11 protein-coding genes are annotated in these 14,491 nt (G+C 69.1%); 4 read left to right on the top strand and 7 right to left on the bottom strand.

The genetic code is table 11. The features are described 5' to 3' along the window. Nucleotides 1-188: 188 nt before the first annotated feature. Nucleotides 189-836, bottom strand: coding sequence for a glutathione S-transferase family protein (locus ABIC51_RS18120; protein ID WP_175897595.1), 648 nt, complete (start codon nucleotides 834-836; stop codon nucleotides 189-191). Nucleotides 837-940: 104 nt separating this feature from the next. On the opposite strand from ABIC51_RS18120, the gene ABIC51_RS18125 reads away from it, so the two are divergent. Next, nucleotides 941-2,059: a transketolase-like TK C-terminal-containing protein gene (locus ABIC51_RS18125; RefSeq protein WP_175897596.1), complete on the top strand. Its 1,119-nt coding sequence runs from the start codon at nucleotides 941-943 to the stop codon at nucleotides 2,057-2,059. A gap of 18 nt (nucleotides 2,060-2,077) precedes the next feature. Here the strand turns inward: ABIC51_RS18125 and ABIC51_RS18130 are convergent, their stop codons facing one another. Further along, nucleotides 2,078-2,533 (bottom strand): MarR family winged helix-turn-helix transcriptional regulator, encoded by a 456-nt coding sequence (locus ABIC51_RS18130; protein WP_027789419.1) that lies wholly within the window; start codon nucleotides 2,531-2,533, stop codon nucleotides 2,078-2,080. Nucleotides 2,534-2,705: 172 nt separating this feature from the next. Between ABIC51_RS18130 and aceE the strand changes: the two genes are divergently transcribed. After that, complete coding sequence (aceE, locus tag ABIC51_RS18135) at nucleotides 2,706-5,390, top strand: pyruvate dehydrogenase (acetyl-transferring), homodimeric type (protein WP_175897597.1); 2,685 nt, start codon at nucleotides 2,706-2,708, stop codon at nucleotides 5,388-5,390. 56 nt (nucleotides 5,391-5,446) lie between these two features. Here aceE and ABIC51_RS18140 read toward each other — a convergent pair whose 3' ends face one another. The 3 genes from ABIC51_RS18140 to ABIC51_RS18150 are packed head-to-tail and all read right to left on the bottom strand — an operon-like array spanning nucleotide 5,447 to nucleotide 11,380. Next, the gene (locus tag ABIC51_RS18140; RefSeq protein WP_175897598.1) at nucleotides 5,447-6,964 is read right to left on the bottom strand and encodes an efflux transporter outer membrane subunit; all 1,518 of its coding nucleotides are present in this window, start codon (nucleotides 6,962-6,964) and stop codon (nucleotides 5,447-5,449) included. Next, a complete protein-coding gene (locus ABIC51_RS18145) occupies nucleotides 6,961-10,134 on the bottom strand; it encodes an efflux RND transporter permease subunit (RefSeq protein ID WP_060349807.1) in 3,174 nt (1,057 codons plus the stop codon). Before ABIC51_RS18145 ends, ABIC51_RS18140 begins: the two co-directional genes overlap by 4 nt. 13 nt (nucleotides 10,135-10,147) lie before the next feature. Further along, nucleotides 10,148-11,380, bottom strand: a complete 1,233-nt coding sequence (locus ABIC51_RS18150; protein WP_175897599.1) for an efflux RND transporter periplasmic adaptor subunit — start codon at nucleotides 11,378-11,380, stop codon at nucleotides 10,148-10,150. Nucleotides 11,381-11,460: 80 nt separating this feature from the next. Between ABIC51_RS18150 and soxR the strand changes: the two genes are divergently transcribed. After that, a complete protein-coding gene (gene soxR / locus ABIC51_RS18155) occupies nucleotides 11,461-11,940 on the top strand; it encodes a redox-sensitive transcriptional activator SoxR (RefSeq protein WP_027789424.1) in 480 nt (159 codons plus the stop codon). Nucleotides 11,941-11,994: 54 nt separating this feature from the next. Here soxR and ABIC51_RS18160 read toward each other — a convergent pair whose 3' ends face one another. Beyond that, nucleotides 11,995-12,756 carry an SDR family NAD(P)-dependent oxidoreductase gene (locus tag ABIC51_RS18160; RefSeq protein ID WP_175897600.1) on the bottom strand — a complete coding sequence of 254 codons (762 nt, stop codon included), beginning with the start codon at nucleotides 12,754-12,756 and terminating at the stop codon, nucleotides 11,995-11,997. Between the two features lie 108 nt (nucleotides 12,757-12,864). Between ABIC51_RS18160 and ABIC51_RS18165 the strand changes: the two genes are divergently transcribed. Then, complete coding sequence (locus tag ABIC51_RS18165; protein ID WP_027789426.1) at nucleotides 12,865-13,776, top strand: LysR family transcriptional regulator; 912 nt, start codon at nucleotides 12,865-12,867, stop codon at nucleotides 13,774-13,776. 22 nt (nucleotides 13,777-13,798) lie between these two features. Here the strand turns inward: ABIC51_RS18165 and ABIC51_RS18170 are convergent, their stop codons facing one another. Then, nucleotides 13,799-14,452: a TetR/AcrR family transcriptional regulator gene (locus ABIC51_RS18170; RefSeq protein ID WP_027789427.1), complete on the bottom strand. Its 654-nt coding sequence runs from the start codon at nucleotides 14,450-14,452 to the stop codon at nucleotides 13,799-13,801. Nucleotides 14,453-14,491 lie beyond the last annotated feature (39 nt).

Here is a 14,491-nt window from a genome sequence, read left to right on the forward strand (position 1 = left end):
TCTCGTGCATCTGTACGGCCCGGGACTGCGGCGATACGACACATCGTCATCGATTCGCGGCCACTCTAAACCGGATCGCGCGGCGCAAATATCACGCATTCGAGACGTTTACGACGAAGGAGAACAATGTTTCCCGGCAGACCGGCGGCCGGCGCCCGCGCCATCCGTACGGCGCGGGCGATGCGACGTCAGTTCGCGCGCGCTGCCGCCGGTGCGCGGCATGCGATCAGGCCCCGCTGAACGGCTTGCCGCGCCTCGATACCGGCGAGCCAGCGCTCGACGTGCGGGTAGCCGGCGAGGTCGAGATCGAGCTCGGCCGCCGTGCGCAGCCACGGGAACGCGGCGATGTCGGCGATCGAGTACCGCGACGAAGCGAGATATGCCGATTCCGCCAATCGGCCGTTCACGACGCCATAGAGACGCCGCGCTTCGTTCCGGTAGCGCTCGAGGGCTTCCGCATTGACCGTCTTCGATGCATGCAGGAACCACCAGAGCTGGCCGAGCATCGGCCCGATCCCGCCGATCTGGAAGTGCAGCCATTGCTGCACCGCCGTGCGCTCGGCCAGCGTTTCCGGATGCAGAAAGCGCGTCTTCGCGGCGAGATAGCCGAGGATCGCACCGGATTCGAACACGGTCAGCCCGGTGTCGTGGTCGACGATGGCCGGGATCTTGCCGTTCGGGTTGATCGCGAGATACGCCGGGCTGCGCTGCTCCCCGGCGGACAGGTTCACGTGCACGCGCTCGTGCGCGAGCCCGGCCTCCTCCAGGTAGATCGCGATCTTGTGCCCGTTCGGCGTGTCGGCCGTATAGAACGTGAGGGAATGCGTCGAAGTCATGTCGGTCCTTGTCTTACGGTTGTCGTTGCAACTACAATCGTTGCAATTGCAATCCTATGCCGGAACCGACGCCCCGGCGACATGCCAATACCAAAAGGAGGGACATGCAGACTGCGCGATCCGGTCCGCCCGTGCGGACGCCCGACACCCGCCGCGCCGCGGTGGCCTGCCTCGAAAAGCTGCTGACGCAGCGGCTCGCGCCGCGTGGCCGTGCGGTGTCGCCGCTCGGCGCGATGCGCGCGGCCGCCGATTGCCTCGAACGCGATGCGGCGACATCGGAACACGTCTGGATCGTGCGAGCCGACACGCGTGCGCTGTTGGCAGACGCGGGGGCGCATCGCCGCATCAGCGCCTGGCCGCTGCGGTTTCTCGATGCGCGCAAGCGGTTCGAGCGGCCGCTGCTGTACCTGCTGCATGCCCGCGCGACCGACCGGCTGCGGCTGGCGTCGATCGAAACCGTCGACCGCGGGATCTTCGTGAACGATGCCGAAACGCTCGCGTCGTCCTGGCCGAAAGGCGTGACGCCCGACGTCCCGCACTGGCTGGCCGCGAACCCCGCGTGCACGCCATACGATCCGGCCTCGGGGCATGAGGCGATCGCTATCCTGCGCCACGCGCTGCGGGCGCTTTATGTCGCCGGCCAGCCGGGGTTCTGCTACCTCGCGAGCCACGACGACCCCGTGCCCGACGCGAAACCGCTGTCGGCCACCGCGGCTCGCGATGCGTTCAGCGGCATGGTGCGGGCCGGCCGGCGGGCGGCGGCCGGCGCGGCCGCCCGGATCCGGCTGTGCGGCGCGGGCAGCACGCTTGCACAGGTGCAGGAGGCGGCCGATCTGCTGCGCGACGAATGGCGCGTCGATTCGACGATCTGGAGCTGCCCGAGCTACACGCAGCTCGCCCGCGACGGTCACGCGGCCGAGCGGTGGAACCTGCTGCACCCGCACGACGAGCCGCAGGTCGCGCATGTGCGCCGATGCATCGGCGACAGCCGCACGCCGGTGCTCGCCGTGACGGGCTATGCGCGGCACGTCGCCGCGCAGATCGGCGTGTTCGTCCCGGCCCGCTTCGCGGCGCTCGGTGCGGACTCGGCGGGCTCGGACGCCGGTGCACGCGCGCCGAATGGGCGCTGGATCGCCGCGGTCGCGCTTCGCCTGCTGGCCGACGACGGCCGCGTGCCTGCCGACTGGGCCGCGCAGGCAATGCGCCGCCACGCGAGCGGCTGACGCGCCGGCGGGCCGCCGCTACTTCGCGTCGGCCGCCGCCTCGCGCGCCGCGGCGGTTGCACGGTCGAGCGCGGCGGCCATCGCCGCCTGCTCCTTGCCGCCGAACTGATCGAGGAAGAGTTCCGCGACCGTCGACTGGTACACCTTCCACATCTTCTTGCGCAGCGTGCGCCCCTTGTCGGTGATGCTCGCGTACGCGGCGCGGCCGTCGTCCGCCGAACGGGCGCGCGTGACGAGCCCTTCCTGCTCGAGCCGGTCGACCAGCCGCGTGAGGTTGTAACGCTCGATCGCGAGCACGTCGGCCAGCTCGTGCATCCGGCGCGTGCCGTCGGGCCCGCTCTCGAGCCCCCACAACGCGTCGTACCACGCATACGCCGGCAGGCCGGCAGCCGCGAGGCGGCGCTCGATTTCGCGAATCATCGTCCGGTGCGCGCGGACGAACGAGAACCACAGATCGGGTTCGGGTGCGCTCATGTCAGGTCGTTCCTCTCATTGAATTGCAGTTGCAATTAAATTTTACCTCGATAACAATTGCCCCATACGATTGCAATTGCAATTACCTGCCCGCCGATCGACGGGCGTCCCGTCGCGCGATGCGGCGCCACGACCGCCGCCCCGCGCAGCCTTATGCTTCTGGAGACATTGCATGACCGCACCTCTCGCGCTACCCGACATCGACCCGCAGGAAACCCGCGAATGGCTCGATGCGCTCGAATCCGTGATCGCGCTCGAGGGCCGCCCGCGCGCGCATTACCTGATCGACCGGCTTTCCGACCTCGACGCGGCACGCCACGGCGACCTGCACGGCCGCGTGACGACCGCGTACGTGAACACGGTGCCGCGCGAACGGCAGCCGGCCTATCCGGGCGATCTCGCGCTCGAACGGCGCCTGAACGCGATGATCCGCTGGAACGCGATGGTGATGGTGCTGCGCGCCGGCCGGCATTCGAACGTCGGCGGGCACATCGCGACCTACCAGTCGGCCGCGGTGCTGTACGACGTCGGTTTCGATCACTTCTTCCGCGGCCGCACCGATACTTTCGACGGCGACATGGTCTACATCCAGGGCCATTCGGCGCCCGGCATCTATGGCCGCGCGTACCTGGAAGGCCGCGTCACGGACGCGCAACTCGACAACTTCCGCCGCGAGACCGGCCGCGAAGCGGGACGCGACGGGCTGTCGTCGTATCCGCATCCGCGGCTGATGCCGGATTTCTGGCAATTCCCCACCGTGTCGATGGGGCTCGGGCCGCTCACGGCCGCGTATCAGGCGCGCTTCATGCGCTACCTCGAATATCGCGGGCTGAAAGCGCATCAGGGCCGCAAGGTCTGGGCATTTCTCGGCGACGGCGAAATGGACCAGCCCGAATCGCTCGCCGCGATCTCGCTCGCCGGGCGCGAACGGCTCGACAACCTGATCTTCGTCGTCAATTGCAACCTGCAGCGTCTCGACGGCCCGGTACGCGGCAACGGCAAGGTCATCCAGGAACTCGAAGGCACGTTCCGCGCGGCGGGCTGGAACGTCGTGAAGGTGATCTGGGGCGGCGGCTGGGATCGCCTGCTCGAGCGCGACACAACGGGCCTGCTGCGTCAGCGCATGATGGAATGCGTCGACGGCGACTATCAGACCTTCAAGTCGCAGAGCGGCGCGTACGTGCGCGAGCATTTCTTCGGCAAGTATCCCGAACTGCTCGAACTCGTCGCCGACCTGTCCGACGACGACATCTGGAAACTCGCGCGCGGCGGCCACGATCCGGAAAAGGTGCATGCGGCCTATACGCAGGCAATGCACGCGGACGGGCGGCCGACCGTCGTGCTCGCAAAGACGGTCAAGGGCTTCGGGATGGGCGAAGCCGGCGAAGGCCAGAACGTGAACCACCAGTTGAAGAAGATGAGCGCGGATGCCGTACGCGCGTTCCGCGACCGCTTCGCGCTGCCGGTCAGCGACGCGCAACTCGACGACCTGCCTTACCTGAAACCCGAACCCGGCAGCGCCGAGGCACGCTACTTCGCGGAACGCCGCGCCGCGCTCGGCGGCCACGTGCCCGCCCGCTTCAGCGACGTGGCGCCGCTGCCGGTGCCGCCGCTCGCCGCCTTCGACGCGCAGCTCAGGGACAGCGGCGAACGCGCGCTGTCCACGACGATGGCGTTCGTGCGCATCCTCGGCACGCTGCTGAAGGATCCGGCACTCGGCAAGCTGGTCGTCCCGATCGTGCCGGACGAATCCCGCACGTTCGGGATGGAGGGGCTGTTCCGCCAGATCGGCATCCACTCGCATCTCGGCCAGCTCTACACGCCGCAGGACGCAGGCCAGCTCAGCTACTACCGGGAAGCGAAGGACGGGCAGATCCTGCAGGAAGGGATCAACGAATCGGGCGCGATCGCGTCGTGGATCGCGGCCGGTACCGCCTACAGCAACCACGGCCTGCCGGCGATCCCGTTCTACATCTTCTATTCGATGTTCGGGCTGCAGCGGGTCGGCGATCTCGCGTGGGCGGCCGGCGACGCGCGTACGCGCGGCTTCCTGCTCGGCGCGACGTCGGGCCGCACGACGCTGATGGGCGAAGGGCTGCAGCACGACGACGGGCACAGCCACGTGCTGTCGTCGGTGATTCCGAACTGCGTGTCGTACGACCCGACCTACGCGTACGAACTCGCGGTGATCGTGCGCGACGGCCTTCGGCGGATGTTCGCGGAACAGGAGGACGTCTACTACTACATCACGCTGCTCAACGAAAACTACCCGCATCCGGCGCTGCCCGACGGCGCGGAGGCCGGCATTCTCAAGGGCCTCTACCTGCTGCGCGAAGGCGCGTCGCGCGCGGCCGACGCGCCGCACGTGCAGTTGATGGGCAGCGGCGCGATCCTGCGTGAAGTGATCGCCGCGAGCGACCTGCTCGCGCAGGACTTCGGCGTGTCGAGCGACGTGTGGAGCGCGACGAGCCTGAACGAGCTGCGCCGCGACGGGCTGGCCGCCGAACGCTGGAACCTGCTGCATCCCGATGAGGCGCCGCGCGTGCCGTACGTGCAGCAATGCCTCGACGGCCGCACGGGGCCGGTGGTCGTCGCGACCGATTACATGAAGATCGTCGGTGACCAGATCCGTGCATTCGTCGACGGCCGGCGCTTCGTGTCGCTCGGCACCGACGGCTTCGGCCGCTCGGATACGCGCGACGCGCTGCGCACGTTCTTCGAGGTCGACCGGCACTTCATCGTGGTCGCGGCGCTGAAGGCGCTCGCCGACGACGGCGCGATCCCGCGTGCGCGCGTCGGCGAAGCCATCCGGCGCTACGGCATCGACGTCGACAAGATCGATCCGGCCAGCGTGTAGTCACGCGGCGCGCGGCAGGCACGATTGCGCCGGCCTGCCGCGCCGCCTTGCCCGCGCTACTGCCCCGACTGCGCGAGCGGGCCTTGCGGCCCCTGCCCCGTTCCCGACGGCCAGCCGCCCGCAAGCGCCTTGTACAGCGCGACCGTCGACGCCGCACTGCGCATCCGCCCGTCGGCCGCCGCATCCTGCGCCTGCAGCAGCGTGCGTTGCGCGTCGAGCACTTCGTAGTAGTCGATCGCGCCCGCCGAAAAACGCGTCTGCGCCAGTTGCGCGGCACGCGCGCTGTCGGTCGCGGCCCGTACGAGATGGTCCGTCTCGTCACGCGTGCGTGCCGCACGCAGCAGCGCGTTCTCCGTTTCCTCCAGCGCCCCGAGCACGGTCTGCCGGTATTGCGCGAGCTGCCCGGCCGCTTCCGCATCGCTCGCGGCGATCCGTGCGCGCACGCGGCCGACGTCGAGGAACGACCAGTCGATGCCGAGCGCGATCAGGTTCGTATCGCTGCCCGCACGGAAGAACCCGTAGCTGCTCGTCGCGCTGCCGAGCAGGCCCGACAGCGTGAAGCGCGGAAACAGGTCGGCCGTCGCGACGCCGACGCGTGCAGTCGCCGCGTGCAGCCGCGCCTCGGCGGCCGCGACGTCGGGCCGGCGCCGCAGCAGGTCGCCCGGCGTGCCGGGATCGATGCGGGCGGCCAGCACTGGCAGCGGCACGGGCGTGCCCGCCGACGCGGCGGCCTTCGGGAGATCGAAGCGGCCGATCAACGCATCCGGCGTCTGCCCGGTCAGCACCGCGAGCCGGTGCTCGTCGACGCCGATCGCCGCTTCGTACACGGCGATCCGCGACGTCGTCGATTCGTACTGCGCGCGCGCCCGCGCCGCATCGAGTTCGGAGCCGCGCCCCGCGCCGACGCGCGCATTGATCAGCGCGAGCGTCTGCTTCTGGTTGTCGGCGTTCTCGCGTGCGATCCGCAGCCGCTCCTGCGAGCCGCGCAAGTCGACGTACGTGCTCGCCACCTCGCCGGCGATCGCGACGCGCACCGCGCGCACGTCCGCCGCGCTGGCAGCCGTCTCCGCGCGCTGCGACTCGATCGAACGACGCACGCGGCCGAACAGGTCGAGTTCCCACGCCGCATTGATCCCGACGCTGGACGTCGGCGTATCGCGCTGGCTGCGCGGCGCCCCGAACGCCTGGTCCTTGCTCATCAGCTGATGGCCGATCTTCCCGTTCGCGGTGATCGTCGGGTAGCGGTCGAACGTGGCCTGCGACAGCAGCGCATTCGCTGCGTCGTAGCGCGACACGGCGACCTGAAGATCCTGGTTCGCCGCGAGCGCCGTGTCGATCAGCTGCGTCAGCTGCGGATCGCCGAAACCGCGCCAGAATGCGGCATCGGCCGACGCGTCGGGCGGCGTATCCGGCGTCTTGCCGGACGGCAACGCGTCGCGCTGCGCCGCCGGATGCGCGTCGCGGGCAAACCGCTCGGCGGTGGCCGTATCGGGCCGCCTGAAATCGGGGCCGACCGCGCATGCGGCGAGCGTCACCGACATCGCGAGCGCGGAAAAACGGAAAGCGGCGCTCATCGGTTTTCTCCTTCGAGGGTGCCGTGGTGTTCGCTCCACACGGCCGGCGTGCCGCCCGCGAGCTTGCGGATCGCCACATAGAACACGGGCGTCAGGAACAGCCCGAACAGCGTGACGCCGAGCATCCCGGCGAACACGGTGATGCCGGTGGCGGCCCGCACTTCGCTGCCCGCGCCGCTGCCGATCAGAAGCGGCACCGAACCCGCGATGAACGCGACCGACGTCATCACGATCGGACGCAGCCGCAGCTTGCACGCTTCCAGCGCGGATTCGATCACGCCCTTGCCCTGGATTTCCAGCTCGCGCGCGAACTCGACGATCAGGATCGCGTTCTTGCACGCCAGCCCCATCAGCACGACGAGACCGACCTGCACGAACACGTTGTTGTCGCCTCCCGACAGCCACACACCGAACAGCGCCGCACAGATGCACACGGGCACGATCAGGATCACCGCGAGCGGCAGCGTCCAGCTCTCGTACAGCGACGCGAGCACGAGGAACACGAGCATCACCGCGAGCGGGAACACGACGATCGCCGCGTTGCTCTGCGTGACCTGCTGGTAGCTGAGGTCGGTCCACTCGAGCACGATCCCCGGCGGCAGCACGTCCTTCGCGATCTGCTGCAGCTTCTCGATCGCCTGCGACGACGACATCACCTTCGGATCGGCGTCGCCGATCAGGTTGGCGGCCGGATAGCCGTTGTAGCGGACGACCGGGTCGGGCCCGTACGCGGGCGCCACCGTCACCATCGAGCCGATCGGCACCATCTCGCCCTTCGCGTTGCGCGTGCGCAGGTTCGCGATGTCGGCGGCCGTCTGCCGGTGGCCGGCATCTGCCTGCGCCATCACGCGGTACACGCGGCCGAACAGGTTGAAGTCGTTCACGTACATCGAGCCGAGATAGACCTGCAGCGTGCTGAACAGGTCGGTCAGCGCGACGCCCTGCGCCTTCGCCTTCAGCCGGTCGACCTTCACCTCGAGCTGCGGGATGTTCGCCTGGTACGAGCTGACCGGGTAGCTCATCCCCGGCGTCTTCGCGACCGCGGCCTGGAACGCGGTGAGCGCGTTCTGCAAAGCGCCGTAGCCGAGCCCGCCGCGATCCTCCAGGTACAGCGAATACCCCGAGCCGTTGCCGAGGCCCTGGATCGGCGGCGGCATCAGCGCATAGGTGATGCCGCCGCCGATGGCCGCGAAGCGCGCGTTCAGGTCCGCGTTGATCTGCGCGGCGCTGCGGTGGCGCTGGTCGAACGGCTTCAGGATCACGTACGAGTTCGTGATGTTCGGCGTATTCACGCCCTGCAGCGCGTTCAGCCCGGCAAACGCCGGCACCATCTCGACACCGTCGGTGCCGAGCGCGATCTTCGTCATCTGCTCGGTCACCTCGCTGGTCCGCGCCAGCGACGCGCCTTCCGGCAGCTTCGCGCCCGCGAACAGGTACAGCTTGTCCTGCACCGGGATGAAGCCGCCCGGCACCGCGTTGAGCAGCAGCGCGGTCGCCCCGAGCAACGCAGCATAGACCGCGAACACCACCCCGCGCCGCTTCAGCGTGCGCGAGACGACGCCGTGATAGCGATCCGAGCTGCGGTCGAAGAAGCGGTTGAACGGACGGAACAGCCAGCCGAACGCGCGGTCGAGCCCGCGCGTGAGCGCATCCTTCGGCGCGCCGTGCGGACGCAGCAGCTTCGCGGCGAGCGCGGGCGACAGCGTCAGCGAGTTGATCGCGGAGATCACCGTCGAGATCGCGATCGTCACCGCGAACTGCCGGTAGAACTGCCCCGTGACGCCCGACATGAACGCCATCGGCACGAACACCGCGCACAGCACGAGCGCGATCGCGACGATCGGCCCCGACACCTCGCGCATCGCCTGGTGCGCGGCGTCGCGCGGGCTCAAGCCCTGCGCGATGTTGCGCTCGACGTTCTCGACGACCACGATCGCATCGTCGACCACGATCCCGATCGCGAGCACGAGCCCGAACAGCGTCAGCGTGTTGATCGAATAACCGAGCAGATAGAGCCACGCGAACGTGCCGACCACCGAGACGGGCACCGCGACGAGCGGAATGATCGACGCGCGCCATGTCTGCAGGAACAGGATCACGACGAGCACGACCAGCACGACGGCCTCGATCAGCGTGTGCTGCACCGCGCGGATCGAATCGCGCACGAATACCGTCGGATCCCACACGGGACGGTACGCGACGCCGGGCGGGAAGCGCTTCGACAGTTCGTCGAACTTCGCATACACGGCCTTCGCGACTTCGAGCGCGTTCGCCCCCGGCGACAGGAAGATGCCGACCACGGCCGATTGTTTGTCGTTGAAGTACGAGCGCAGCGTGTAGTCGCCCGCGCCGAGCTCGACGCGCGCGACGTCGGACAGCTTCACGACCTGGCCGTCGTCGCCGTTGCGCAGCACGATGTCGCCGAACTCCTGCGCCGTGCGCAGCCGGCCGCGCACGTTGATCGACAGGAGGAAGTCGTTTTTCTTCGGCGTCGGCTCCGCGCCGAGCTGACCCGCCGACACCTGCACGTTCTGCTCGCGCACGGCGGCAATCACGTCGCTCGCGGTCAGCCCGCGCGACGCGAGCCGGTTCGGGTCGAGCCACAGCCGCATCGCGTAGTCGCCGGAGCCGGACAAGCCGACGTCGCCGACACCGGTCAGCCGCGACAGCTCGTCCTTCACGTGCAGCGTCAGGTAGTTGCGCAGGTACAGCGAATCGCGGCTGTTGTCCGGCGAATAGAGGCTCACGTACATCAACGGCGTCGGCGACTGCTTCTGCGTGGTCACGCCGTACTGGCGCACCTCGTCGGGCAGGCGCGACAGCGCCTGGCTCACGCGGTTCTGCACGCGCACGGCGGCCGTGTCGGGATCGACGCCCTGCAGGAACGTGACGACGACCTGCAGGCTGCCGTCCGACCCGGCAACCGACTTCATGTACATGATGCCTTCGACGCCGTTGATCGCCTCTTCCAGCGGTTCGGCGACCGATTCGGCGATTTCCTTCGGGTTCGCGCCCGGGTACGTCGCACGCACGACGACGCTCGGCGGCACGACTTCCGGGTATTCACCGGCGGGCAGCATCGGAATCGAGATCAGGCCGATCGCGAAGATGACGATCGACAGCACGACCGCGAAGATCGGCCGGTCGATGAAGAATCGGGAGAAATCCATCGTATCGCTCCCGTCACTGCACGGCCGGCGCGCCGGCATCGGCGACGGCCTGCGTGCCGTTGCCCGATCCGCTGCCCGCGCCATAACCGGCACCGGCACCGGCATCGGCGCGTACGGGCAGTGCCTTCGGCTTCACCTGCGCGCCCGGATAGTAGATCCGCTGCATGCCGTCGACGACCACGCGGTCGCCCGCCTGAAGCCCCTTCTCGATGATCCGCTCGCCGTCCAGCCCGCGGCCGATCGTCACGTCACGGCGCAGCGCCTTGTCGCCGGGGCCGATCACATACACGTACTTGCGGTCCTGGTCGGTGAGCACGGCCTTGTCGTCGACGAGCAGCGCATCCTGGTCGCGGCCGCTGACGAGCTGCACGCGCGCATACAGGCCGGGCGTAAACGCATGGTCCGCATTCGGCAGCCGCACGCGCGCGCGGATCGTGCCCGTCTGCGGGTCGAGACGGTTGTCGAGGAAATCGACGGTGCCCGCATGCGGGAAGCCCGTCTCGTTCGCGAGGCCCACGCGAACCGGATCGGCGCCGATCGCGCGATGCTTCGGGTCGGCACGCCGTGCGTTGTAGCGCAGGTAGCTCTGTTCGTCGCAGTCGAAATACACGTAGACGGGGTTCTGCGACACGACGGTCGTCAGCAGCGTGTCGTCCGCGCGCGCCAGATTGCCGACGGTGGCGACCGCGCGGCCGACGCGGCCCGCGATCGGCGCACGCACTTCAGTGAAACCGAGATTGAGCTTCGCGTCGGCGACGGCCGCATCGGCCGCCTGCAGGTCAGCCCGTGCCTGCTCGGCCGTGGCGCGCGCGTTGTCGAGTTCTTCCTGCGACGTCGCATGCGCATCGATCAGCGTCTGCACGCGCTTGAGCTGCACGTTCGCGAGGCTCGCGGCCGCGCGGGCCCGCTGCAGCTGCGCGTTCGCGCGATCGAGTGCGATCCGGTACGGGCGCGGGTCGATCTCGAACAGCAGCGTGCCCTGCGTGACCAGGTCGCCCTCCTTGTAGGCGACGCGCTGCAGATAGCCGCTCACGCGCGGCCGCAGTTCGACTGCGTCGACCGCTTCGACGCGTCCGTTGAATTCGTCCGCGAGGCGGATCGTGCGCGGCGCGATGGTGGCAACGCCGACTTCGGGAAGGGCCGGGGCCGACGATGCGCCTTTGCCGTCGTGACAGCCCGACAACGCCAGCAGCAGTGCACAGGCCGCGCCCAAAGGCGACGTCCTGCGTAGGGATAAGGAGAGCATGATGCCTCGCGACGGGTTAAACTGCCGCGTAGCATAAAAGTTGAAGTTAACTTCAAGTCAAGCTTTCCCGGAGGGGTGTCATGGGTATCCAGGAAATCCCGCAATGGCCGCTGATGTCGATCCGCGAAGTGGCCGCGCGCAGCGGCGTGCCGGCGTCGACATTGCGGTTCTACGAGACGCGCGGGCTCATCAAGTCGCACCGCAACGGCTCGAGCCATCGCCACTATTCGCGCGCGGTGCTGCGGCTGATCGCGTTCATCGTGTTCGCGCAGAAGATCGGCTATTCGCTCGACGAGATCGCCGAGCAGCTCGTCAGCCTGCCCGAGGACACCGCGCCGAGCAACAAGGATTGGCAGCGGCTGTCGCGCGGCTGGAAGCAACGCGTCGCGAGCCGGATCGAGGAACTGCAGCGGCTCTACATCAATCTCGACGAATGCATCGGCTGCGGCTGCCTGTCGCTGAAGCGCTGCAAGCTGACGAACCCGGAAGACCGCGCGGGCCGCAATGGGCCCGGCGCGCGGCGCTGGCTCGGCGATACGCCGCCCAAGGATCTCGAATGACCGGCGGCCGGGCGAGGCGCGCGATGCCGTGCCCGGCCTCCGGTACGGATGGCGTCACCCGACGCGCCAGCCGCCGTTCACCGCGATCGTCGCGCCGGTGACGAACGACGCGCGCGGTCCGGCGAGCCACGCGACCGCGTCCGCGATGTCGTCCGGATGCCCGGCGCGGCCGGCCGGCGTCTGCTCGCGAATCGTCGCCGCGATGGCCGGCGCGACGCCGCCGTCGCCGAAGAAGCATGTGTCGGCGATATAGCCTGGCGCGACCGTATTGACCGTCGCGCCGCGCGGCCCGAGTTCGCGCGCCAACGCAACGGTGAACCCTTCGACGCCGGCCTTCGCCGCCGCGTACGCCAGGCCGCCCGGCAGCAGGCTGCCGGCGCGCGCCGCGATCGAGCCGAGGTTGACGATCCGCGCGTCGCGCCCGGCCAGGTGCGGCAGCACGGCCAGGGTCGTCACGAACAGGCTTTTCAGGTTCGCGTCGAGCACGGCATCCCACACGATCTCGGCCTCGCCCGCCTCGGTGTCCGCGCTAACGCGGCCGGTCAGCCCCGCGTTGTTGACCAGCACGTCCACGCAAGGCCACTGCGCGACGATCGCGTCGACCGCCGCCTCGGCCTCGCGCCGCACGCTCAAATCAGCGGCCTGCCCGATCGCCGCGCCGCCGAGACGCGCGACGGCCGCGTCCAGCCGCGCCGTGTCGCGCCCGACGATCGCGACGCGATACCCGTCCTCCACCAGCCGCCGTGCGATCGCGAAGCCGATCCCGCTCGACCCGCCCGTGACGATCGCCGTCCGTTGCCGTTCACTGCCCGTCATGTCCTGCCCTCCCGAATGTTGACGATTGCCGACAGTGCAAGTCTGGGCGTGGCGAGGTGATAGGTAAAATACGAATTCGATGATCCACTGATACACGAGAGGTATCGCATGGTCGATCTGCGCCAGTTCAGGCAATTCATCGCGGTTGCCGAGACGCTCAGCTTCCGGCGTGCGGCCGAGCGGCTGCACATGGCGCAGCCGCCGCTCAGCGCGGCGATCCGCAAACTCGAGGACGAGCTGGGCGTCACGCTGCTCGAGCGCGACAACCGCGGCTCGACGCTCACGCCGGCCGGCGAGGCCTTCCTGCTCGAAGCGCGGCGCGCGCTCGAACAGGCCGAGCGCGCGGTGGCCGTGGCCCGCCGCGCGGGCGCGGGCCTCGGCGGCACGCTGCGGCTGCGCTTCGTCGACAGCACCGTCAACGCGCTATTGCCGCTGATCCTGCGGGCGTTCCAGGAACGCCATCCAGGCGTCGATTTCCTGCTCGAGGAAGGCACGACCGCCGAGCAGGTGCTCGCGCTGCGCCACGACCGCACCGACATCGGCCTCGTCGTGCTGCCGGTGGCCGACGCGGGCGACGTGCGCGTCGAACCGCTGCTGCGCGACCGGATGGTCGCGGCGCTGCCCGACGGTCACCGGCTCGCACGCCGCCGGCACATCGCGCTCGCCGACCTGGCGGACGACCCGTGGGTCATGTTCGCCGCACACCACGGTCCCGGCATGCATGCGCTGATCGTGACCGCATGCGCGCAGGCCGGCTTCGCGCCGCGCGTCGTCCAGCAGCCGCGCCAGATGCAGACGACGGCCGGGCTCGTCGCGGGCGGGATCGGCGTCGCACTGATGCCGCGCCTGTTCGTGCCGATGCAACCGAAAGGCATTACGTTCTGCGAACTGAAGGGTGCGGGCAGCCCGCTCGCGTACGAGCTGGCGATCGCGTACCGGACGCCATCGCCGCTCGTCGATGCGCTGCGCGAGACCGCGCGAAACGCGGTGCGCGAACTGGGGCTGGTTGCCGCGACGTGAGTGTGCGCGTGGCGCGCGGCGCTCAGTCGCCGACGAGGTTGAACGCGGCGTCGGTCACGGCACGCCGGAACGCGTCCGGCTGCGTGGGCAGCGACGTGAACTCCAGCATGATGTGGCTGTACGACACCGTGTTGCCGATCGCGCTCGCGATCATGAAGAACAGCACGTTCGGATCGACCGCGCGAATCGCGCCGGCCTGCACGGCGTCCGCCAGCAGCGGGAACATCACGTCGTAATACGGACGGACGAGCCGCTCCTGCAGCCGGTCGAGCCGCCCGCCCACTTCGGTCGCCGCCGTCGAGAAGAACATGCCCATGTCGGGTTCGTCGAACTCATGGTCGACGCACAGCTCGAGTGCGCGTCGCACGCGTTCGCGATGCGACAGCGGCGACGTGCGCAACGCACGCAGCGCATCGAACATCGGCTCGGCGATCTCGACGATCTGCTCGACGACGGCCAGCCACAACGTTTCCTTCGTACCGAAATGATGGGCGATCAGCGCCGCGTCGATGCCCAGCTCGCGCGCGACCTCGCGCACGCTCGTCGCGTCGTAGCCCCGCTTCGCGAACGTACGGCGCGCGGCCCGCAATATCACGTCCGGTCCGACGGACGCCCCGGCCAGCGGCCGCCCTCGCATACGCCGCTTGCCCGGCGCGCGCTCAGTGACTTCAGCCACGTTTCCCTGCTCTCCTTGAATGATTCGAATGCGCCTGTT

The sequence above is a fragment of the Burkholderia sp. 572 genome (genome assembly GCF_040545135.1).
Lineage (GTDB): Bacteria > Pseudomonadota > Gammaproteobacteria > Burkholderiales > Burkholderiaceae > Burkholderia > Burkholderia cepacia.